At 65.2% G+C, this 21,841-nt stretch carries 19 protein-coding genes; 11 read left to right on the forward strand and 8 right to left on the reverse strand.

The genetic code is table 11. The features are described from left to right. Window positions 1–6 precede the first annotated feature (6 nt). Together PSAL_RS18875 and PSAL_RS18880 are read right to left on the reverse strand one after the other, a co-directional pair. Window positions 7–672 carry an amino acid ABC transporter permease gene (locus PSAL_RS18875; RefSeq protein ID WP_119840928.1) on the reverse strand — a complete coding sequence of 222 codons (666 nt, stop codon included), beginning with the start codon at window positions 670–672 and terminating at the stop codon, window positions 7–9. A 78-nt stretch (window positions 673–750) separates the two neighbouring features. Next, window positions 751–1,557, reverse strand: a complete 807-nt coding sequence (locus tag PSAL_RS18880) for an ABC transporter substrate-binding protein (protein WP_119840927.1) — start codon at window positions 1,555–1,557, stop codon at window positions 751–753. 362 nt (window positions 1,558–1,919) lie between these two features. Here PSAL_RS18880 and PSAL_RS18885 point away from each other — a divergent pair, with 362 nt between their 5' ends. The 6 genes from PSAL_RS18885 to PSAL_RS18910 all read left to right on the forward strand — a co-directional run bounded on the left by PSAL_RS18885 (window position 1,920) and on the right by PSAL_RS18910 (window position 8,642). After that, window positions 1,920–2,705, forward strand: coding sequence for a DeoR/GlpR family DNA-binding transcription regulator (locus PSAL_RS18885; protein ID WP_119840926.1), 786 nt, complete (start codon window positions 1,920–1,922; stop codon window positions 2,703–2,705). Between the two features lie 2 nt (window positions 2,706–2,707). Then, window positions 2,708–4,300: a sugar ABC transporter ATP-binding protein gene (locus PSAL_RS18890; RefSeq protein WP_119840925.1), complete on the forward strand. Its 1,593-nt coding sequence runs from the start codon at window positions 2,708–2,710 to the stop codon at window positions 4,298–4,300. Between the two features lie 15 nt (window positions 4,301–4,315). Beyond that, entirely contained in the window at window positions 4,316–5,299 is a 984-nt protein-coding gene (locus PSAL_RS18895) for an ABC transporter permease subunit (RefSeq protein ID WP_119840924.1), read from the forward strand. Window positions 5,300–5,340: 41 nt separating this feature from the next. Then, complete coding sequence (locus tag PSAL_RS18900; RefSeq protein ID WP_119840923.1) at window positions 5,341–6,297, forward strand: ABC transporter substrate-binding protein; 957 nt, start codon at window positions 5,341–5,343, stop codon at window positions 6,295–6,297. Between the two features lie 71 nt (window positions 6,298–6,368). Further along, window positions 6,369–7,061, forward strand: coding sequence for an L-ribulose-5-phosphate 4-epimerase AraD (gene araD / locus PSAL_RS18905; RefSeq protein ID WP_196222906.1), 693 nt, complete (start codon window positions 6,369–6,371; stop codon window positions 7,059–7,061). A 9-nt stretch (window positions 7,062–7,070) separates the two neighbouring features. Continuing rightward, window positions 7,071–8,642, forward strand: a complete 1,572-nt coding sequence (locus tag PSAL_RS18910; protein WP_119840922.1) for a ribulokinase — start codon at window positions 7,071–7,073, stop codon at window positions 8,640–8,642. Window positions 8,643–8,654: 12 nt separating this feature from the next. Here the strand turns inward: PSAL_RS18910 and PSAL_RS18915 are convergent, their stop codons facing one another. From PSAL_RS18915 to PSAL_RS18930, 4 genes are all read right to left on the reverse strand, one after another. Further along, on the reverse strand, window positions 8,655–9,890 hold the full coding sequence (locus tag PSAL_RS18915) for an NAD(P)/FAD-dependent oxidoreductase (protein ID WP_119840921.1): 1,236 nt from the start codon (window positions 9,888–9,890) through the stop codon (window positions 8,655–8,657). 49 nt (window positions 9,891–9,939) lie between these two features. Beyond that, window positions 9,940–10,281 carry a RidA family protein gene (locus tag PSAL_RS18920; protein ID WP_119840920.1) on the reverse strand — a complete coding sequence of 114 codons (342 nt, stop codon included), beginning with the start codon at window positions 10,279–10,281 and terminating at the stop codon, window positions 9,940–9,942. A gap of 248 nt (window positions 10,282–10,529) precedes the next feature. Beyond that, window positions 10,530–13,661, reverse strand: coding sequence for an efflux RND transporter permease subunit (locus tag PSAL_RS18925; protein WP_119840919.1), 3,132 nt, complete (start codon window positions 13,659–13,661; stop codon window positions 10,530–10,532). A 21-nt stretch (window positions 13,662–13,682) separates the two neighbouring features. Continuing rightward, window positions 13,683–14,876, reverse strand: a complete 1,194-nt coding sequence (locus PSAL_RS18930; RefSeq protein ID WP_119840918.1) for an efflux RND transporter periplasmic adaptor subunit — start codon at window positions 14,874–14,876, stop codon at window positions 13,683–13,685. A 152-nt stretch (window positions 14,877–15,028) separates the two neighbouring features. Between PSAL_RS18930 and PSAL_RS18935 the strand changes: the two genes are divergently transcribed. Next, entirely contained in the window at window positions 15,029–15,721 is a 693-nt protein-coding gene (locus PSAL_RS18935) for a TetR/AcrR family transcriptional regulator (RefSeq protein ID WP_196222905.1), read from the forward strand. Window positions 15,722–15,725: 4 nt separating this feature from the next. Here PSAL_RS18935 and PSAL_RS18940 read toward each other — a convergent pair whose 3' ends face one another. Beyond that, on the reverse strand, window positions 15,726–16,121 hold the full coding sequence (locus PSAL_RS18940) for a (R)-mandelonitrile lyase (protein ID WP_119840916.1): 396 nt from the start codon (window positions 16,119–16,121) through the stop codon (window positions 15,726–15,728). Between the two features lie 36 nt (window positions 16,122–16,157). Further along, window positions 16,158–17,339 carry a GAK system CofD-like protein gene (locus PSAL_RS18945; RefSeq protein ID WP_119840915.1) on the reverse strand — a complete coding sequence of 394 codons (1,182 nt, stop codon included), beginning with the start codon at window positions 17,337–17,339 and terminating at the stop codon, window positions 16,158–16,160. Between the two features lie 192 nt (window positions 17,340–17,531). On the opposite strand from PSAL_RS18945, the gene PSAL_RS18950 reads away from it, so the two are divergent. From PSAL_RS18950 to PSAL_RS18965, 4 genes are read left to right on the forward strand one after another with little or no spacing between them, the layout of a single operon-like run. Further along, window positions 17,532–19,163 carry a phosphotransferase gene (locus PSAL_RS18950; RefSeq protein WP_119840914.1) on the forward strand — a complete coding sequence of 544 codons (1,632 nt, stop codon included), beginning with the start codon at window positions 17,532–17,534 and terminating at the stop codon, window positions 19,161–19,163. Further along, window positions 19,156–20,037, forward strand: a complete 882-nt coding sequence (locus PSAL_RS18955) for a GAK system ATP-grasp enzyme (RefSeq protein ID WP_119840913.1) — start codon at window positions 19,156–19,158, stop codon at window positions 20,035–20,037. The genes PSAL_RS18950 and PSAL_RS18955 overlap by 8 nt, the downstream gene beginning before the upstream one ends. Next, window positions 20,034–21,125: an HprK-related kinase B gene (locus PSAL_RS18960; RefSeq protein WP_119840912.1), complete on the forward strand. Its 1,092-nt coding sequence runs from the start codon at window positions 20,034–20,036 to the stop codon at window positions 21,123–21,125. The genes PSAL_RS18955 and PSAL_RS18960 overlap by 4 nt, the downstream gene beginning before the upstream one ends. Beyond that, window positions 21,118–21,804: a histidine phosphatase family protein gene (locus tag PSAL_RS18965; RefSeq protein ID WP_119840911.1), complete on the forward strand. Its 687-nt coding sequence runs from the start codon at window positions 21,118–21,120 to the stop codon at window positions 21,802–21,804. The genes PSAL_RS18960 and PSAL_RS18965 overlap by 8 nt, the downstream gene beginning before the upstream one ends. Window positions 21,805–21,841: the final 37 nt, after the last annotated feature.

Here is a 21,841-nt window from a genome sequence, read left to right on the forward strand (position 1 = left end):
CCCCCTTCAATAGCGGAACAGGCGGGCGGCGATCAGCCGCGCCGACAGGGTGATTGCCTTGGTGATCAGGTAAAAGATCACGGCGGCAATGGCGAAAAGCTCGAAGGTGCGGAAGGTCAACGCATTCAGGGCCTGGGTGACACCGTAAAGATCCATGCTCATCCCCACCGTCACCCCGAGCGAGGTCATGAGGATTGCCCAGACCATCTGGTTGGTCATCGGCAGGAAGGAGATCCGCAGCATCTGCGGCAGGATGATATAGCGGAAGGCGCTGATCTGGGACATGCCGAGCGACCGGCCCGCCCGAGCCTGGGTGTCCGGGATCGCCTTCAGGGCGCCGCGGAAATTCTCGGTCAGATAACCTGCGTTGTTGAAGGTGATCCCGATCAGCAGGGATACGAAGGGACTGAAGTGGATGCCGAAACTCGCCACGCCGAAATGGGCCATGTAAATCTGGAACAGGGCCGGGGTGTTGCGGGCAATCTCGACCCAGGTGGTCGAAATCGCGGCCAGCGGCCGGGACCCCGAAAGCCGCAGCAGGGTCAGGACGACGGCCATCGCGATGCCAAGGACCATCGACAGAACCGCGACCTCCATCGTCACGACCGCGCCATCCAGCATCTGCGGAAGGCGCGCCATGGCCTGCTTCCATTGGAAGGTATAATCAAACATGTCCGTTTCGCATCTGTTGGAGTGCAGAAGGAAAAGCGGCGCGGGGGTGCCGCGCCGCCTCGGGTCTTCGGGGGGCTCTTAGCGGTAGGAGCCCGACACCGTCAGATCGGGCAGGTCGCCGCCGATCCATTTTTCGTAGAGTTCCGCGTAGCGCCCGGTCCGGTTCTGCTGGTTGACGAACAGGTCGAGGTAGTTCAGCAGCCCGTATTCATCCCGCTTGGCGAACAGCCCGACGTAGTCGATGTCGAAAGGCGCCGTGCCGACAACCGAGATCTCACCGAAATTGCCGGTCTTCACATTGGCCTGCGCCACGGTCGAGGTCGAAACGGTCGCGTCCAGCTGGCCCTGGCTCAGCGCCAGGAAGACATCGGCCTGGGTCTGGTAGGGACGGAAGGACCCTTCGCCCCAGGCATCAACCTGAGCTTCCAGGGCAATCGCCTCGTAGGTGCCCGCAACGGCGCCGACGGTAAAGCCCTTCATGCCCTCGAACGAGGAAATGCCGGTGCTGTCGTTCGCGGTCACGGCCATTTCGAAGGCGAAATAGGGGATCGAGAAACCGACCGTCTTGGCCCGCTCCAGCGTGTCGGAAGTCGATGCGACCCCGACATCAACGCGGCCCGACATCAGCGCCGGGATACGTTCGGGGAAGGGGGTCTCGACGATTTCGGCGTCAACGCCGAGCGCCGCTGCCAGATCGTTGCAGTAATCCACGTCGAAGCCGACGGGTTCGTTGTTCTCGTCGCGCATCCCCATGGGCGGGAAATCGAGCACGACTGCGCAGCGCAGCGTGCCGGATCCGATGATGTCGTCAAGCTTGTCTGCCTGGGCAGTGCCGGCAAGGCCGGTGGCAAGCAGAATCGCGGCTGTCGCCGTAAACTTTTTCATTGGTTGTTACCTCTCTGTTGATTCCCTGCCGAACCATGAAAGGTTTAGGTCTTTTTGGCAATAATTATCCTATAAGAAAAAAGTATGTGCATCGAGAAAAATGCAAGACGGCGCGCAGGACGGCACGACCGCCGCATGGACCCGGTGCGATGGCTCAGGGTTCGGTGGGGAGTCATCCGACAGCAGGCCACTACGGAGCCGCCATTTGGTGATGACGTGTTTTTCTGAGGAAACCTCCAATAACGCTCACCCTGACCGGGTTTTTGAAACTTTTCGCCGATTTTTGATTAAAAGATTGCATAAATGAAAGATAAGGAGCATCCATAAGCCCATAGCGAACCGATCCAGGGAGGGGGAGGGGGATGAGCGATCTATCACGACATCAGGTCATTGCCGGCCTGCTGGATGAAAAGACCTTCGTTTCCGTGAACGAACTCGTGTCGATCACCGGCGTTTCCCCGGCAACGGTGCGCCGCGATATCGACAAGCTGTCCGAAGCGGGTCTGGGCCAGAAGGTCCATGGCGGGATCGCCGCCAATGCCGGCCCCGTCCAACGGCGCGCGGTCAACCTGCCCTTCATCGAGAACCGGGATATCGCGGTCGCCCAGAAACGGGCCATCGCCGAGACGGCTGCCGGGCTGGTGCGCGATGGCTCCTCGATCATCCTGCATGCCGGATCGACCTGTTTTCATTTCGGCAGCTGCATCGCGGCGCGCAACATCCGGGTCTTTACCAATTCCATCCCGCTGGCGGGCTACCTGTCGGAACATGGCACCTGCCAGCTGACCCTGGGCGGCGGCGATCTGCACCGCGAGCCCGGGATCCTTTATGATCCGGCACGCAACGGCTACGATTTCTTTGCCGACCAGTTCTTTGTCGGCGCGCTCGGCATCGGGGCGCAGGGGCTGCTGGAAAGCCATCCGCTGCTGGTCCGGCTTTGCGACGACATGTCCAGACAGGCGAACGAGACCATCGTTCTTGTCGACAGCCGCAAGTTTCAGGAACGCCCGCCGACCGTCGCGCTGCCGCTGACCCGCATCCACCGCCTGATCACCGATGACGGCCTGCGGGATGCGGACGCCCGGATGCTGGAAGACAACGGCGTCGAATTCGTGATCGCAGAAACCAGGGAGGGCAATGGCAAGTGACGATGCAGAATACTCCGATGCTCGAAATGCGCGGCATCTCCAAGACCTTTGGCCGGATCCGGGCGCTTTCCAACGTGTCGCTGACCGCGCATGGCGGCGAGGTCCATGCGTTGATGGGCGAAAACGGCGCCGGGAAATCGACGCTGATGAAGATCCTGTCGGGGGCCTATACACCCGATGCGGGGGGCGAGATCCGGATCGACGGGACGGCCATGGCGACCGGGGATCCCAAGGTGTCCAAGGCACATGGCATTGCCGTGATCTACCAGGAACTGTCGCTGTCGCCGAACCTGACCGTGGCCGAAAACATCTTTCTGGGCAATGAACGCGCCCGCCGGGGCATCGTGGATCGCGCCGCCATGCGCAGCGAAACCGCCCCGATCCTGAAACGGCTTGGCGTCCGCTTCGATGCGCGCACGCGGGTGGCCTCGCTTTCCCTGGGCGAACGCCAGCTGGTGGAGATCGCCCGCGCCATGGCGACCCGTGCGCGGATCATCGTCATGGACGAACCCACCACGTCGCTGTCCAGCCGCGAAACCGAAAAACTGTTCGAGGTGATCGCCGGGCTGAAGGCCGAAGGCATTGCCGTCATCTATATCTCGCACCGCATGGAAGAGATCTATCGCCTTTCGGATCGGTGCTCGGTCCTGCGTGACGGCAGCTATGTCGGTACGCTGGACAAGCAGGACCTGAGCGCCGAGCGGCTGGTCTCGATGATGGTCGGGCGGGACATGTCGACCTTCTACACCAAGGACCACAAGCCCCATACCGGCGCCCGCGATGTCGTCCTGTCCGTCGAGGGCATGAGCGACGCGGACCTGGTGCGCGATTGTTCTTTCCAGGTCCACCACGGAGAGGTCCTTGGCATCGCCGGTCTGGTCGGCTCGGGTCGTACCGAACTGGCCCGGCTGATCTATGGCGCAGATCCCGCAACCTCGGGCAAGGTGATGCTGGACGGTCGCGAGGTGACCCCGAAATCCCCGCGCGAGGCGCTGTCTCATGGCATCGTCTACCTGACCGAAGACCGCAAGGCGCTCGGCTTGTTCCTCGACATGACGATTTCGGACAACATCAACATGTGCGTGATGGAAACCGATGCGGGCACGGCGGGTCTGCGACGGTTCGACAAGGCCCTCGCCCGGTCGCGGAAGGCCTTCGAGGACCTCGGGATCAAGGCGCAATCGCCCCGCGTCACCGTCGGCGCCCTGTCGGGCGGCAACCAGCAGAAGGTGCTTCTGGCCCGCCTGCTGGAGGCAAAGCCCAAGGTCATCATCCTCGACGAACCCACGCGCGGTGTCGACGTGGGCGCGAAATCCGAAATCTACCGGCTGATCGACGCGCTGGCCCAGCAGGGGCTGGCCGTGGTGATGATTTCCAGCGAGCTGCCCGAGATCATCGGCGTTTCGGACCGTGTTCTGGTGATGCGCGAAGGTGTCATCGCCGGAGAGGTCCTGCCCGCCGCCGGGCGGCCCATCGAACAGGAAGCGATCATGCGGCTGTCCACCGGCCCCGCGACCGGCCCGCAAGGCCAGCCTGCACAAGATCGCGATCCCGCCAGACAAAATGCCCCAGCCGGCGCATCAGAACGGCTCTGAGGAGGAGACCCAGACATGAGCAATATCGCTGATCCGCAAGAGCCGCGGCGCGGTTTCGACACGAAGGCCATGATCAGGGCGCTCGGCATGTTGCCGGTGCTGATCCTGCTGGCCATCGGGTTCCAGCTTCTGACAGGCAAGTTCCTGTCGGTGAACAACCTGTCCATCGTCATGCAGCAGGCTTCGATCAACGTCGTGCTGGCGGCAGGGATGACATTCGTCATCCTGACCGGCGGCATCGACCTGTCCGTCGGCTCGATCCTGGCGGCGTCGGCCATGGGAGCGATGATCGTGTCGCTGGTGCCGGGCCTCGGCTGGGTCGGCATTCTGGCCGGCGTCGGGCTGGGCCTGATCTTTGGTCTGGCGAACGGGGCGCTGATCGCCCTGCTGGCGCTGCCGCCCTTCATCGTCACGCTGGGGTCGCTGACGGCGGTGCGCGGGGTCGCGCGGCTGATGGGCAACGACACCACGGTCTTCAACGGGCAACTGCCTTTCGCCGTGATCGGCAACGGCTCGGTCCTCGGCATTCCGATCCTGGCGCTGATCGCGCTGGCGGTCATCATCGTCTCCTGGTTCATCCTGCGGCGCACGGTGCTGGGCACCTGGATCTATGCCGTCGGCGGCAACCAGGAAGCCGCCCGGCTGACCGGCATCAAGGTGTCGCTGGTGCTGATGTTCGTCTACGGCGCCTCGGGTCTGCTGTCGGGCCTTGGCGGCGTCATGTCCGCCGCCCGGCTTTACGCGGCCAACGGCCTGCAGCTTGGCCAGGCATACGAGCTTGACGCCATCGCGGCCGTCATCCTTGGCGGGACCAGCTTTGTCGGCGGCGTCGGCTCCATCTGGGGCACGCTGGTCGGGGCGCTGATCATCGCCGTCCTGTCAAATGGCCTGATCCTGACCGGTGTCTCGGACATCTGGCAGTTCATCATCAAGGGCCTTGTCATCATCGCTGCGGTGTCCCTGGACCGCTACCGCCTGCAGGGCAATGGCCGCACGTGATTTCCGAACGACCCGCATTTCAATCTGAGGAGGAGAAGACAATGCACCTTACCAAAACTCTCATGCTGGGCACGGCCCTTGCGATGACCATGACCGGTGGCCTGTCTACCGCGGCACAGGCCCAGGACAAGACGCTGGAAAGCGTCGGTATCTCGGTCGGCCTGCTGGGCAACCCGTTCTTCGTCGCCACCATCAAGGGCATCGAAGACCGCGCCCACGAGATCAATCCCGATGTCGACATCACCTCGGTCTCGGCGGATTACGATCTGAACAAGCAGGTCAGCCAGATCGACAGCTTCATCGCCAAGGGCGTCGACATCATCATGCTGAACGCCGTCGACGAAGAGGCCATCGCCCCGGCCGTCATGCGCGCCAAGAAGGCCGGCATCGTGATCGCCGCCTTCGACGTTTCCGCCCCCGGCGCGGATGTCACCGTGATGACCGACAACATCGCCGCCGGTCAGAAGGCCTGCGAATACATCGTCGATCAGCTGAACGGCGAAGGCAATGTCGCCATCATCAAGGGCCCGTCCTCGTCGTCGCTGAACGACCGTTTCCAGGGCTGCTCGGATGTCTTCGCGGCCAATGACGGCATCACCGTGCTGTCGGATGACCAGAACGGCCAGGGGTCGCGCGACGGTGGTCTGCAGGTCATGCAGGGTCTGCTGACCCGGTTCGACGACATCGACGCCGTCTTCGGTGCCAACGACCCGATGGCCCTTGGCGCGCAACTGGCCGCCAAGCAACTGGGACGGACCGACCTGATCATCACCGGCGTCGACGGCGCACCGGATACCGAGGAAAGCCTTGCCGACCCGGATTCGCTGTTCAAGGCCTCGGCCTCGCAGGATCCCTACACCATGGCCGGCCAGGCGCTGGACCTCGGGTATGAGCTGTTCCTGGGCAACACCCCCGAAGAACCGACGATCCTGATCGAGCCGATGCTGATCACCGCCGACAACCTTGCCGACTACAAGGGCTGGACCGCCAAGCGCTAAGTCCTCCACCCCGTGGCGCGCCGCCTGACCGGCGCGCCACCTTTCCCGTTTCCTGATACCGGATGACCGACATGATCCTCGATGCCCTGAAAGCCGACGTCCTGAATGCGAACCTTGCCACGGTCCGTCACGGGCTGGTCAAGGCGACCTTCGGCAACGCCAGCGGCATCGACCGGGACAGCGGCCTGATCGCCATCAAGCCAAGCGGCGTCCCCTACGAGGAAATGACCCCCGAACACATGGTGATCTGCGATCTGGACGGCCGGCCCCGCGACAACCGTTTCCGCCCGTCTTCGGACCTGGACACGCACCTGGCCCTTTACCGGGCCTTCGACGGCATCGGGGCCGTCATCCACACCCATTCGACCTTTGCGACGATCATGGCCCAGGCCCAGCATCCGATCATCCCGCTTGGCACGACGCACGCCGATTACTTTCACGGCGAGATCCCGGTGACCCGCAACCTGACCCCGCAAGAGATCGAGACCCGCTATGTCGCCGCCACCGGCGATGTCATCGTCGAGGCCTTTGCGGGCCGCGACCCGCTCGAGGTCCCGGCAGCCCTGGTCGCCGGGCACGGGCCCTTCGTCTGGGGCGAGACCCTCGAAATGGCCGTGCTGAACGCGATGATCCTGGAAGAGGTTGCCAAGATGGCCTGGCATGCGCTGACCATAGCGCCTGCGGTCGGGCCGATTTCCAAAAGCCTGCTGGACCGGCATTACAGCCGCAAGCATGGGGCCAATGCGACCTATGGCCAGAACTGAGGACCTCCGATGACCTATGTTGCCGGCGCCGATTTCGGCACGCTCAGCGTGCGCGTCACCCTGATGGAGTGCGACAGCGGCCAGACCGTCGCCTCGGTCGCGGAAAGCTATCCGTTGCACCGCGATCCCGCTGATCCGCTGATCGCGCGCCAGTCACACGCCGATCACATGGCCGCCCTGGTCCGCGCCACCCGTGCGGCCATCACCGCCGCCGGGATTGACGGGAACGACGTCGCCGCCTTTGCCGCCGATACCACCGGATCGAGCGTAGTGATCGTCGACGAGGCACTGCAGCCGCTGGCCGATTACTATCTCTGGGCCGACCATTCCGCCCATGCAGAGGCCAAGGAAATCACCGCCCTGGCCCGTGAAGAAGGTTTGCCGGCGCTCGACTGGTGCGGCGGAACCTATTCCCATGAATGGGGCTATGCGAAACTGCTGCATTTCCTGCGCCACAACCCCGACAAGCGGGACCGGGTCGCAACCGCGCTGGAACATTGCGACATGGTGACCGCGACCCTTTCGGGCCTGCGCGCGGTGGCGGATGTCCCGCGCTCGGTTTGTGCCATGGGGCACAAGTGGATGTGGAACCCGGAATGGGGCGGCTACCCCGCACAGGATTTCCTGTCCCGTGTCGATCCCCTGCTCGACGGGATCAACGAAAAGCTTCAGGGCCGCTTTGGCCGCGCACCGGAAATTGCCGGTCATCTCGCCCCCGAATGGGCCTCTCGGATGGGGCTGAAGCCCGGTATCCCGATCCCCTTCGGCGCGTTCGATGCCCATTGGGACGCGCTTGGCAGCGGTGGACAGATGGGCGACGTGGTCAATGTGGTGGGCACCTCGACCTGTTTCATCGCCATCGCCCCTGCGGATGTGCGCCCGGTGCCAGGCATCTGCGGCGTCGTCCCCGGCAGCGTCACCCCCGACAGCGCCGGGATCGAGGCCGGACAATCCGCCACCGGTGACATATTCGAGGCCATCGCCCGGCGGGCCGGGCGCGACCTGCCCGACCTGATGCAGGGGCTGGACAGCTACCGCCCCGGACAGACCGGTCTGCTGCGCCTGCCCTGGGACAATGGCGACCGCACCGTGCTGGTGCGCTCCGACCTTGGCGGGATCACGCTTGGCTGGGACCTGGGCCATGGCGCGGAGGACGAGTTGCACGCAGCGATCGAGGGCATGGCGATGCACACCCGCATCGTCCACGAGCGGATGGCGACCTGCGGCATGGCGATTGACCGGGTCATCAATGGCGGCGGCATTCCCCAGAAGAACGACGTGCTGAACCAGGTCTATGCCGATGTACTGAACCGGCCCGTGCTGGTGCCGCAAAGCTCGCCCACCGGGGTCGGGTCCTGCATCATGGCCTCGGTCGCCTGCGGGGCCCTGCCCGATATCGCCACCGCGCAGACCCGGCTGGCACCGCAAGCCCGCGTCTTTACGCCCCGGCCCGCAGCGGTCGCAGCCTATGACGAATTGTTCGACCTGTTCCGGGACGTCTACATGGGCTTCGGTGCCGGTGCGCCGGTGGAACTGGGCCGCGTAATGCCCCGGCTCAGGGCCTTCCGACTCGGGACGTAAACCCGGGCACAATCAGCCCAGCTGGGTTGCGGGGCTCAACACGTCATGCAGCGCGCCGCCTTCGCCCGCCATGGCTTCGGCCAGCAGGGCAGCGGTGGTCGGACCAAGGGTAAAGCCCTGATGCCCATGCCCGAAATTCGCCCAGAGGCCCGGCTGGCCCGGCAAGGCCCCCACCATCGGCAACATCCCCGGCAAACAGGGACGGGAGCCGAACCATTGCGGTTCCTCGACACGCGGGCCAAGCTCGATCAGGGGGTCGACGGCGGCTTCGGCGCGGGTCAGCTGACGCGGGGCAGCGACGGCATCCTGCGCCACGATGGCCGCGCCGCTGGTCATCCGGAGCCCCTTGCGCATGTTCGACAGAACCACCCCATGCGCCGCGTCCACGAAGGGGCGGCGCGGGCGCAGGGGCGCGTCGTAATGGGCGTGATAACCGCGCTTCAGGATCATCGGCACCCGCAGGCCGAAGCGCCGCAGGAAGACCCCGGACCAGGGACCGAGGCAGATCACGGCCTGTTCCGCATCCACCGCGCCCTCAGGGGTATCGAGGCGCCAGCCGCCGTCGCGCCGCTCGAGGCCATCGGAATCGGCCAGCAGGAAACGCCCCCCGAGCCTTTCGAAGAGCGCACCATAGGCGGCCGTCAGCCCGCCGGGATCCGAGACGCTCCAGCAGTCGGTGTAATGCACGACGCCCGCCGGAGTCAGGCGCAGGGCCGGTTCCTCGGCCCGCCAGGCGGCGCCGTCCACGATCCGCGAACCGACGGCATATTCGGCCCGCAGATGCTCTGCCTCCGCCGCGGCGGCATCAAGGGTGGCCCTGTCGCGCAGCAGGACGGCCAGACCGTCACGGGTGATCAGATTTTCCGACCCCGAGGCAGCGATCAGCGGCTGGTGATCGCGATTGGCCCGCCGGGTCAACAGGCTGTAACTGGCCGAGGCCACCTTGTGCCGGGCTGGCGCCGAAGCACGGAAATACCGCCACAGCGCCGGGGCCATGGCCCCGACACCGGCAAGCGAATAGGTCAGGTCATTGCTGCGTCCCAGACCATAGCGCAGCAGCGTCACCAGATCGCGTGGCATGGCATAGGGTTCGGCGGCCTCGACCTGAATGATCCCGGCATTGCCATGGCTGGTTTCCTGCCCCGGCGGCCGCCGGTCGACCAGCGTCACCGCATGGCCGCGCGCCTGCAGCGCCAGCGCCGTGGAGACACCGACCATCCCGGCGCCAAGAACAAGGATCTCCGTCATTGGCATGCCTTTCGCGCAAGGGCCGGGGCGCCCGGCCCCGGCAGGGTCATCATGCCTGGGCGATGACCGTGATCTCGAGCTTCGCGTCGATCATCAGCCCGCTTTGCACCGTGGTGCGCACCGGCAAAGGATCGGCGAAGGTCTCTGCATAGATCTTGTTGAAAGCCGCGAAATCGCCCGCGTCGGTCAGGTAGCAGGTGCAGGAAACGACGCTTGCCAGGCTCAGCCCCTCGGCTTCCAGCGTCGCCTTGATGCGGTTCAGGCAATTGGTGGTCTGGGCCTCGATCCCCTCGGGGATCTTGCCTGCGTCGTCAAAGCCCAGTTCGCCTGACAGATAGATCGTGTCGCCGAGGCGGCGCAGCTTGGAAAGGGGCAGTTTCGGGGTGCTCATGGTGTGTCCTCTTGGGTGTCTCGGGCCTATGGATAAGTTGGTTGTGCGGGCAAGCCGGCGATCATCGCGACAGCCTTGGCGGGGGCCAGCGCCCGCATCAGCATGGTCCCGGGATCTACTGGCAGCATCTTGACCATTGTTCCCCGACGAGTTCAACAGGATCACGCGGAGCGAAAAGCACAAGGGCCCGGCCTCCTTTCGGAAACCGGACCCTTGTTGTTGCGACAGGCCAGAAAAACCCGCGCCGTTCAGCCGGCGCGCGCCGCCGCGCGGGCCTCTTGCCGGACCTTGCGGGATCCGAACAGTCGCATGACGATCACGAAGAACAGCGGCACGAAGAGCACCCCCAGCACCGTGGCCGAGATCGTACCCGCCAGCACCCCCGCCCCGATGGCATTGCGCCCGCCGGCCCCGGCGCCGGTCGACAGAACCAGCGGCAGCACCCCAAGCGAGAAGGCCATGGAGGTCATGATGATCGGACGGAACCGCAGGCGCGCGGCCTCGATCGTGGCGGTCAGCAGGTCTTCGCCGTCCTGCAGCCTTTCGCGGGCGAATTCCACGATCAGGATCGCGTTCTTCCCTGTCAGGCCGATCACCGTCAGCAGGCCGACCTGGAAGAAGACCCCGTTTTCAAATCCGCCAAGCCAGGCCCCAACCAGCGCACCAAGCACCCCGATCGGCATCGCCAGCATGACCGCGAAGGGGATCGTCCAGCTTTCGTACAAGGCGGCCAGCGACAGGAAGATCGCCGCCAGTGAAAGCCCGTAAAGCAACGCCGCCTGGTTGCCGGAATCGCGTTCCTCCAGCGACAGGCCGGTCCATTCCAGCGCAAAGCCGGGGGGCAACTGATCGGCCAGGCGCTCCATCTCCGCCAGGGCTTCGCCGGAGCTGACCCCCGGCGCGGGAGAGCCCTGGATCTGCATCGCCGGGACGCCGTTGTAGCGATAAATGCCCTGCGCGCCCATTTCCCAATCCCCGGTCGAGAAATTGGACAGCGGCACCAGCCCGCCCGAGGCATTGCGCACCCGCCACAGGTCGGTGTCCTTGGGCGTCGCGCGCGAGGTCCGGTTGCCCTGCACATAGACCCGCTTGATCCGGCCGCCATCGACGAAATCATTGACATAGCTGCCGGCCCAGGCGGTGGACATCAGGCTGCTGACATCCGTTGCGGTCACCCCCATCGCCCCCGCCTTGCGCCAGTCGATGTCGAGGTTGTATTGCGCCGCATCCTCCAGCCCGTTGGGCCGGGCCGAGGCGATCAGCGGGCTTTGCGCCGCCATCCCCAAAAGCTGGTTGCGCGCCTGCAACAGCTCGTCATGGCTTTGGCCGCCACGGGCCGTCAGATAGCTGTCAAAGCCCGAGACATTACCCAGTTCCGTCACCGCCGGGGGCACCACCGGAAAGACCATGGCGTCGCGGATCTGCATCAGCGCGCCAAAGGCCCGGCCATTGATCGCCTGCACGCTTTGCGACGGATCGGTGCGTTCGGACCAATCCTTGAGCCGCACGAAGGCGAGGGCCATGTTCTGCCCCTGACCGGCAAAGCCGAAGCCGACCACGCCGAAGATCGCCTGCACGTTTTCGGCCTCGGCCGTCAGGAAGTATTGCTCGACCTGTTCCAGCACGGCCTCGGTGCGTTCGGTGGTGGCCCCGGTCGGGGTCTGGATCATCACGAACATGATCCCCTGATCCTCGTCGGGCAGGAAGCCGGTGGGTGTGCGCATGAAGATCGACACCATGGCCGCGACCAGCATCAAATAGATCACCGCCAGACGCACGGGCCGGCGCACGATGAAGCGCACGGCACCGGCATAGCCGCCGGTCAGCCCGTCAAAGCCCCGGTTGAACAGCCCGAAGGGGCCGCGTTTCGCCGCATGGCCAGTGTTCTTCAGCATGGTCGCGCAGAGCGCTGGCGTCAGGGTCAGCGCCACCACGACCGACAGCGCCATGGCCGAGACGATCGTGACCGAGAACTGCTGATAGATCACCCCCGTCGAGCCGGGGAAGAAGGCCATCGGCACGAAGACCGCCGACAGCACCATGGCGATGCCGATCAGGGCGCCTGTGATCTGGCCCATGGATTTGCGGGTGGCTTCCAGCGGCGACAGCCCTTCTTCGGCCATCACCCGCTCGACATTCTCGACCACCACGATGGCATCATCGACCAGCAGACCGATGGCCAGCACCATGGCCAGCATGGTCAGTGTGTTGATGGTGAACCCAAGTGCCGCCATGACCCCGAAGGTCCCCATCAGCACCACCGGCACGGCCAGGGTCGGAATCAGCGTCGCACGGAAGTTCTGCAGGAACAGGAACATCACCAGGAAGACCAGCACGATGGCCTCGACCAGCGTGTGCATCACGGATTCGATCGAGATCTCGACAAAGGGCGTGGTGTCGTAGGGAATGACGTATTCGACACCGGCGGGGAAGAATTCGGCGAATTCGTCCATCCGGTGCCGGACCGCTTCGGATGTGGACAGCGCATTGGCCCCCGGCGACAGGCTGATCGCCATGCCGGTTGCCGGCTGGCCGTTGTAGCGAGAGCTGAAATCGTAGCTTTGCGCGCCGATTTCCACATCCGCCACGTCATTCAGCAGCACCAGCCCCCCGCCGGTTTCCGCGCGCAGCACGATCTGGCGGAAGTCCTCGGGCGTTTGCAGCAGCGATTGCGCCGTGATCGTCGCGTTCAGCATCTGCCCCTCTGCCGTCGGCCGGCTGCCGAAGGACCCGGCCGAGATCTGGGCGTTCTGCGCCTGTACCGCCGCCACCACATCCGCCGGCGTGATCTCGTAGGAGGACAGCCGCGACGGATCGAGCCAGATTCGCATCGCATAAGGCGAGCCGAAGACCTGGACCGAGCCGACGCCCGTGATGCGGCTCATCTCATCGACGATATTGGTCTGCAGGTAATCGCTCAGGTCGGTGCCATCCTGCGTGCCGTCCCGGGAAATCAGCGAGATCACCATCAGGAAGCCAGCCGAGGATTTCTCGACCTGGATACCCTGCCTCTGCACGCTTTCGGGCAGCAGCGGGGTGGCCTGGCTCAGCTTGTTCTGCACCTGCACCTGGGCGATGTCGGCGTCGGTCCCGGTCTCGAAGGTCAGGGTGATAGAGGCCGCACCGGCGGCGCTGGAATTGGACGACATGTAGCGCAGCCCGTCGAGCCCCGTCATCTGCTGTTCGATGACCTGAGTGACGGTATTGGCCACGGTCTGGGCCGAGGCACCGGGATAGACGGCGCGCACGGCGATGGTGGGGGGCGCGATCTGGGGATATTGCGCCACCGGCAGGGTGAGGATGGACAGCAGTCCGACACCCATGATGAGGATCGAGATCACCCAGGCAAAGATCGGGCGGTCAATGAAGAAACGGGCCATAAGCTGCGAGGGCTCCTTGGATCAGTCGTGCGTCGCGGCGGGGGCCGCAGAGGCATCAGACGGGGTATCGGCAGCCTCGGTTGCCGGATCGGCGCGTTCTTCGACATTGACCGTCGCGCCCGGCGCGACCTTCTGAAGCCCTTCGACGATGATGCGGTCTCCGGCGGTCAGCCCTTCGGACACGACCCAGGTATTGCCGTTGTCCTGCAAGACGGTCAGGTTGCGCGGCTCAACGACGCCTTCGGCATTGACCACAAGCGCGGTCGGATTGCCGCCGCGGTCCCGCGACACGCCTTCCTGAGGCGCCAGAAACACGCCCTCCACGGTATTGGTCGGCATCTCGACCTGGACGTACATACCCGGCAGCAGGAATTCGTCGGGGTTGTCGAATTCCATCCGCAACTGGATCACCCCGGTCTGTTCATCGACATGGGGTTCGGCGGCGGTCAGCAGGCCGGTGTGTTCATAGATGCTGCCATCCGCCAGGGTCAGCGAGACCTCGACACTGTCGTCGCGCGCATGGGTGGCGCCGGAGCCGCGCCGCCAGGCCAGCAGGTCAGCAGCGGATTGCGTCACGTCGACATGCACCGGATCAAGCCGCCGGATGGTGGCCAGCGCCGTGGTCTGGCTGGCAGTGACCAGCGCACCCTGGCTGACCTCCGACAGGCCGATCTGGCCGCCAAGCTGGGCACGGATCTCGGTCCGGTCCAACTCGATCTGTGTGGCACGCAACTGGGCGCGGGCCACTTCGACGGCGGCCCTGGCGCTGTCGCGGGCGGACAGGGCATCATCCAGCGCCTGTTCGCTTGAGACGCCACGCGTGCTCAGTTCCTGGGCGCGGACATATTCCCGCTCGGTGGCGCCAAGCTGGGCTTCGGCCTGCGACAGCGAGGCCGCGGCCTGAGCCACGCCGGCTTCGTAGGTCGTGGGGTCGATCCGGTAAAGGATATCGCCCGCCTCGACCCGCGTGCCTTCGGCAAACAACCGTTCGATGATGATCCCGTTGACCTGAGGGCGCACCTCGCTTTCGGCCGAGGCACGGACGCGACCGGGCAGGGTCGACGTCAGGGTCAGGCTTTGCGGTTGCATCGTGACCACGGTGACCGTGGCGGGGGGCATGCCCTGCGCCTGCCCCGGAAGCGGCATCGCGGAACCGGCCATCGCGGCCAGCACCAGCAGGGCGGCCGGGCGGCAGCCAGTAAAAATTCGGGCCATTTCCGGCTCCTTGCTGTGCGTCTGGGCCTTTGGGCTTGCAGCCGGGCCCGATCTGAAAATATGAAGACTTGGAAGTCTCATAATTTGAGGCGCCGTGGAAGTGCAAGGCCATTATGCTGCTCAACCACGCCCAAGGCGAAACGGTGACCCATATGCTGCAAAAGAAAGACGACCGGCACATTGCGCCGTCCTGCGGGCGAAATACGTCGCGCAGCGGTTGCCGCATGCGGGGCCGGCCAGTGGTCTATTCGCCGGACGAGCGACGTCAGCTGATCCTTGATGCAGTGGACAGCCTGTTCGGCGCGGGCGGCGTTCGGATGCTGACCATCAGCGCCATTGCCCGTGAATCCGGCATGTCGCGACGGACCCTCTATGACATCTTCGGGGATCGCGATTCCCTGCTGCTGGCTTATATGGAACGTCTTGTTGCGCAATGCCTGCAACCGCTGGAAGCCGACAAGCACGACCTGCCCCTGGAAGCCCGCCTGCGTTTGTTGCTGACTCCGCGCCAGCGCAACGGCAGCTGGGACCTGCCGCTGGCGATTCTGCGGCAGGCGATGCTGTGCAGCGCCGATACGCCCGAAATCGGCCGCCGTTGCCTTGAAATCGGCCCGGGCCGATTTCGGACCCTGATCCGCGAGGAGTTGGAGCGCGGCGTGGCGCGCGGGGAACTGCCCGCGACCCTGGATACCGACGCGGCAGCGGCGCTGCTGCGCGACATGATCCAGGTCCCCGTGCTGGAGGTCCTGCTGGACGATGCCTGCCGCCCGGATGACGCGGTGACCGACGCCCGGCTGGATCTTGGGCTGCGGGTCTTCCTGGGCGGCATCGCTGCCGGGGTCTGAGGCCTCAGCCGTCGTATTCGGCGTCCGAAACCTGTTCCATCCAGGTGACCGCCACGCCGTCAATGCTTTCCTGAATGGCGATATGCGACATGGCGTTTTCCGGGGCCGCGCCGTGCCAGTGCCTTTCCCCCGCCGGAAAGAAGACCACATCGCCGGTCGTGACTTCTTCGACCGCACCGCCAAGACGCTGCACGCGGCCCTTGCCGAAAGTGATAAGGATGGTCTGCCCGGCCGGGTGGCTGTGCCAGGCCGTGCGCGCGCCCGGTTCGAAAGTTACCAGCGCGCCAGCGCTGCGCCCCGGCGCATCGGCCTGAAACAGGGGATCAAGGCGCACATGGCCGGTAAAGTACTCCGGGTTGCCGGGCCTGGACGGGGTGCTGCCCGCGCGGGTGATCTTCATAGTCGATATCCTTTTTCGGGGACTGGAACGCCGCTGTCAGTCGAGAGAGACGAGGATCTGCGCGACCTTGACCGGATCGTATTTCGCCTCGCCCGGCAAGGACAGGGGAAGGCGCAGGCAGGGAATGCCATGGCGCGTCCGTACCTGTGCGCAGGCGTCCTCGGGGACGGACACATCGCAGATCACATGGGTCATCAACCGCTTGACCGGCACATCGGGCCCGCAGTCGGCCCGCAGCGGGGTCAGGATCGCCGCCACCTGATCGGCCAACCCATGCCCGAGGGCTTCGGGGTCGGTGCCGAGACTGGGCAGGTAGGCCTTGGGCACACGCCGCGTGGCGACGGCGGCGCCGACACCCGCGGGCAGCAGGTTCGCCACGACGCTGGAATAAAGGCTGCCGGGAGGATAGCAGATCACATCGGCGCTTTCGATCAGCCGGCGGTTCCGCTTGGGGAGGGGGACCTTGCGGGCCGGGATCGCACGGCGTCCGTCGCTCAGGAAACAGCGGGTGATCGGCGCTGTGATCGGCGGGGTTTCCTTGCCACTGATCAGGCGTTGGCCGATGATCTCGCGCCCGTCGGCCAGATCAACGCCCAGATGCAGGTTGTCGTCGACGATGACGCGCACGGTGCCACGCACATCCACCATCTTGGACATCAGGAACAGCACGGGCTCCAGCGCGCGGCCGTTTTCAAGGTACCCGCCCGCCAGGATCAGGTTCCCGATACTGGCGCTGCGGTAGTCGAAATCCGGCGGAACGGCGCGGGCGAAACTGTCCAGCAGGGTCAGGATCAGCCGTCGCATCGGCTGGGTGATCGCCGCGATCAACGGGTGTTTTCCGGTCACGATCCGGTCCACCTCGGCCCGCAGATCGGCGGGGCGGCCGGTTTTCGGCAAACGGTAGCTGAACAGCGCGAATATATCCGGCTGACCAAGGACAGTTTCATCGGCCAGCGCCATCAGGCGGCTGCGCAGATCCCCGACCGCCGGCATGTCGAAGGCCTGTCGCAGGCTTTGCGAACTGCCCCCGGAATCGAACGGCGTGATCAGGTGCATCGAATTGAAGGTATAGTGCTTGATCTGCCGGGAAATGCCGTTGAGCGCGCTGCCGCCACTGAAGAACAACAGGCGCGGTCCATGGTGCGGGGCGCTGCGGGCGCGGGCAACACGCAGGTCGTCGGGAAGCCGCAGATCGCGTTCCACATGCATGGATGTCATGACAATTTCATCTCCGTCAGGTCGAAATGGCTTGATTGCACCTTGGAATTCCGATGCCGAAAAGCGCATATGCACCCATGATCATGAAACATGACATAGGCAAGACGGCCAAGGGTGTCATCCGCTGCGGCAATCGGCAAAGCTGGCCGATGCCCGCTTTGGTTGTCCGCTGCATGGGGAAAAGGCGCGCCCGTGCCGCGTCCTGACGCCGTCGCCGAAAACATGTCCTTCCTGCTGGCCGAACTCGACGGCCAGCTGAGCCGGCTGGCCGACTACCTGGCCGGGCCGCGTCGGGACCTGGCGCTGCAACTGGTGCAGCGGGCGGGCTATTCGCACAACCTGTCCGCGCGGGTCCGCAAGGCCTGCCTCGCAGGCATGTTGCGGCCCAAGTGCAGCGAAGCCCAGCATCTGCGCCTGCAGGGGATCGACACCATTGCCCGCAACCTCGACCTGCTGTCCCGGCTGGGGCGGCGCGCCGTGGAGCATGCCGAACGGGCCGAGCGGCAAAAACTGCTGCGCACCGACACCTATGTCGCCCCGGTCAAGCTGGTGCGCCGCACCGTGGCCCGAATCCCCGAGGCAATGGAGGCCGCGAACAGCAAGCTGGCGGTCGAGATCGGCCAGTCCCGCAACGCGATCACGGAATTCCACGACCGCCTGTTCCGCACCTATACGCGCGACATGCAGGGCACCAAGCACACCGAAGACCTGGCCCATGGCCTGCTGACCCTGAACGAGGTCTACCGCATGGGCGAGGCCCTGCTCGCGATCAGCGAGGCCCTTTTGTCGATCAACATCGGGCAAGTGGTCCAGTTCGAACGCTATTTCACCCTGCGCAGCGTGCTCGACAACGCCGGAAGCGACGATGAGGTCACCCTGCAACCGCTGGCCGAAACCCGGTCGGGCAGTTCGATTTCCAGCGTCAACCTGCGCAACGCCAAGGGCAAGACCGTGGCGGCGGTATTCAAGGACGGCGACCGCCGCAAGGTCAAGGAAGAGCGCGTCGGGGTGAAAAGCTGGAACTCGGTCTATCCCGGCCTCGCGCCCGAGATCCTGTCCTATGAACGGCGCGGCAAATCCGCTGCCATGCTGATCGAACATCTGGAAGGCGAAACCTTCGAGGATATCGTGCTGGGGTCCAGCGATGCCGCCCTCGCCGAGGCACAGAAGGCCCTGCACAAGACCGTCGGGGACATCTGGCGCCAGACGCGCACCGCAGACCCGGCCGAGATGAAGGCGATGGACCAACTGGCGCGGCGGATGCCCGATGTCTATCGCCTGCACCACCGCTTCACCCGTGGCAGCCAGGTCGTGAACGGCGTGAAGATTCCCAGCATGGACGCGCTGATCGCCGCCGCCGCCCGGCGCGAAGCCCGGCTGGCCGCGCCGTTTTCGGTCTATATCCATGGGGATTTCAACCTCGACAACGTGATCTACGATCCGGTCAGCCGCAAGATCCGCTTCATCGACCTGCACCGGTCGCGTTACATGGATTACGTGCAGGATGTTTCGGTCTTCATGGTGTCGAACTACCGCCTGCAGGTGCTGGATGCCGGCACCCGCGCCCGCATCGCCGCAGTGGCCATAGACATGCATGGCATGGCGGCGAAATTCGCCCGGCGGCACAAGGATGCGACCTTCGAATACCGGCTGGCCCTGGGGCTGGCCCGGTCCTTTGCCAGTTCGACGCGCTTTGTCGTCGACCAGGACCACGCGCGCCGGATGATCCTGCGCGCCCGCTACATCCTGGACTCCGCGCTTGCCGTGCCCGAGGGGCGCGAAGCCCGGTTCCGGTTACCCATGAGGATGCTGTTCAGTGACTAGGAAAATCGCAATCATCGGCACGCCCGAAAAATGGTCGACCGAGGCGCTGGCCGATGCCATGGCCGCCCGCACCGGGTACCGCCAGGTGGTCGACATGGGCCAGGCGGTGCTGGACCTGGGGGCCGGGACGCTGACCTGCGACGGGGTCGACCTGTGTCAGCTTGACGGGCTGGTGCTGAAGAAGATCGCCGAGGATTACAGCCCCGATGCGCTCGACCGGCTGGAAATGCTGCGCATGGCCGAGGCGGCGGGGGTGCGGATCTTCAGCCCGCCAGTCAACGTGCTGCGCCTGATGGACCGTCTGGCCTGCACCATGACCCTGCGGCTGGCCGATATCCCGATGCCCGAAACCACCATCACCGAAAGCGAAACCGCTGCCGCCGCCGCGCTGGAGCGCTATGGCGCGGCGGTGTTCAAGCCGCTGTTCTCGACCAAGGCGCGGGGCATGATGCTGCTGGACAGTGACGCGCCCGACGCCCGCGACAGGATCGCGGAATTCCACGCCACCAACCCGGTGATGTATATCCAGCAAAAGGCCGATCTGTCGGGGGCCGACCTTGGCATGGTCTTCCTGAACGGCGACTATCTGTGCACCTATGCGCGAATCAGCCAGACCGGCAGCTGGAACACCACCATCCATTCGGGCGGCAAATACGCCGCCTTCGACCCCACCCCCGAACTGATCGACCTGGGCCGGCGGGCGCAGGCCCCCTTCGGCCTGACCTTCACCACGGTCGATATCGCCCTGACCAGCGCAGGCCCTATCGTCTTCGAGGTCTCGGCCTTCGGCGGCTACAGCGGTGCGCTGAAGGGCTGTGGCATCGACGCCGCCGCCCTGGTCGCGGATCATGTCCTGCAGGAGATCGGCGCATGAAGACCACAAGCGATGTTCTGGCCGCCCTCGACCTGGCCCCGGCCGAAGACGCCCGGCCCTTTCACCTGACCGTCGGGCCGGTCACGGTGTCCGTCTTTTGTCCGGGGGGGCTGCGCGAGACGCTGACCGAATACTTCGCCGATGTGCTGCTGCCCGCCAGCGCGAGCCCGAACCCCGGCGCCCTGCCGGTTCACCTGCTGCCTGAACAGGCGCTGGACCCGGCCCCGCAGTGGAGCGACTGGCAACGCGAGCCCGGCAAGACCGGGCGCAAGGATGCGGTGCGCGACCTTCTGGACGGGCGGCTGATCTGCAAGCTGCGCAGCGGCGTGACCTTCCTGCAGGCGCCGGGCGTGGCGGTTGCCTTCGGTCCGCTCGAGGATAATGTCAGCACGGTCATCAACTTCATCAACACGCAGATCCTGTCGGCCTGCCTGCGCGACGGCTGGCAGCTATGCCATGCCGCCGCGGTGACAAAGGGCGCGCAGACCCTCGCGATCTCGGGACTGTCGGGGGGGGGCAAGTCCACCTCGATCCTCCGGATGATGGATATCGACGGCGCGCGGTTCATGAGCAACGATCGCCTGCTGGTGCGCGCGGGCATGCCGCCGCAAGCGCTTGGGATCCCGAAACATCCGCGCATCAACCCCGGCACGATCCTTGGCAATCCGCGCCTGCACGGGCTGATCCCGGAACGGCAGCGCGCCGAACTGGCGGCAATGCCGGCGGCGGACCTCTGGTCGCTGGAAGAGAAACACGACCTTATCATCCCCGAGATCTACGGCCCCGACCGGATGCGCCTTGCCGGTGGCCTGACCGATTTCTGGGTCCTGAACTGGAGCCACGACAGCAGCACCGACACCCGGCTGACCCCCGTCACCCTGGCAGAGCGCCCCGATCTGCTGAGCGCGATCATGAAAAGCCCCGGACCCTTCCACCAACATGCCGACGGACATTTCGAACCCAATGGCGCCTCCCCGGACCCGGCGGCCTTTCTGACCGCCCTGCAGGGCGTGCAGGTCTGCGAAGTCTCCGGCCGGATTGATTTCGACCTTCTGGCGGCCAGGGGACGGGCGCTGCTGGATGGCTGAGCCAAGCTATATCGTCTTCCTGCGCCATGGGGATTACCACCAACGCAAGGGCGCCCCGTCGGCGCGCCAGCCCTTTGCCCTGACCGACGCCGGGCTGGACCAGACCTGCGAGGGCGCGCAGGAACTCGCGGCGATGTTGGCCGATCTCGCGCGGCCCCTTGCACCACAGGCCTATACCTCGCGCCAATTGCGAGCCTGGCAGACGGCGACTGGTCTTCTGGAGCGCCTGCGGGCGCAGGGCCATTCGCTGGACCCGATCAAACAGACCTCGGCGCTTGGGGAACGCAGCGTCGGCGCGGTGGCAAACCTGACCATCGCGGAAATCGAAGCGGTCCTGCAGGCCGATCCCCGGTACGAGGTACCGCCCCCCGGCTGGAAATCCGACAGCGCCTATCGCCTGCCCTTTGAAGGTGCCGAAAGCCTTGCCGAAGCCGGCGCCCGCGTCGCACGCCACCTGCGCGACACCCTGCGTCCGGGTCAGGTGGTTCTGCATGTCGGCCACGGAGCGTCCTTCCGCCATGCCTGCCACCAGCTTGGCGTGCTGGAAAAAGAAGATATCCCCAAACTCTCGACCTTTCATGCCCGACCGTTACTTCTGTGTCATGAAGCCGATGGTAGATGGCACCATTTGGCAGGCGCATGGAAGGTCCGGATCCCGACCGAGGACCCGACCGACTAGCCGGATGCGCCAGCAGAGCCGCAGGAAAGGTCCGACC

Origin of the sequence: Pseudooceanicola algae, from assembly GCF_003590145.2 — a bacterium.
Lineage (GTDB): Bacteria > Pseudomonadota > Alphaproteobacteria > Rhodobacterales > Rhodobacteraceae > Pseudooceanicola > Pseudooceanicola algae.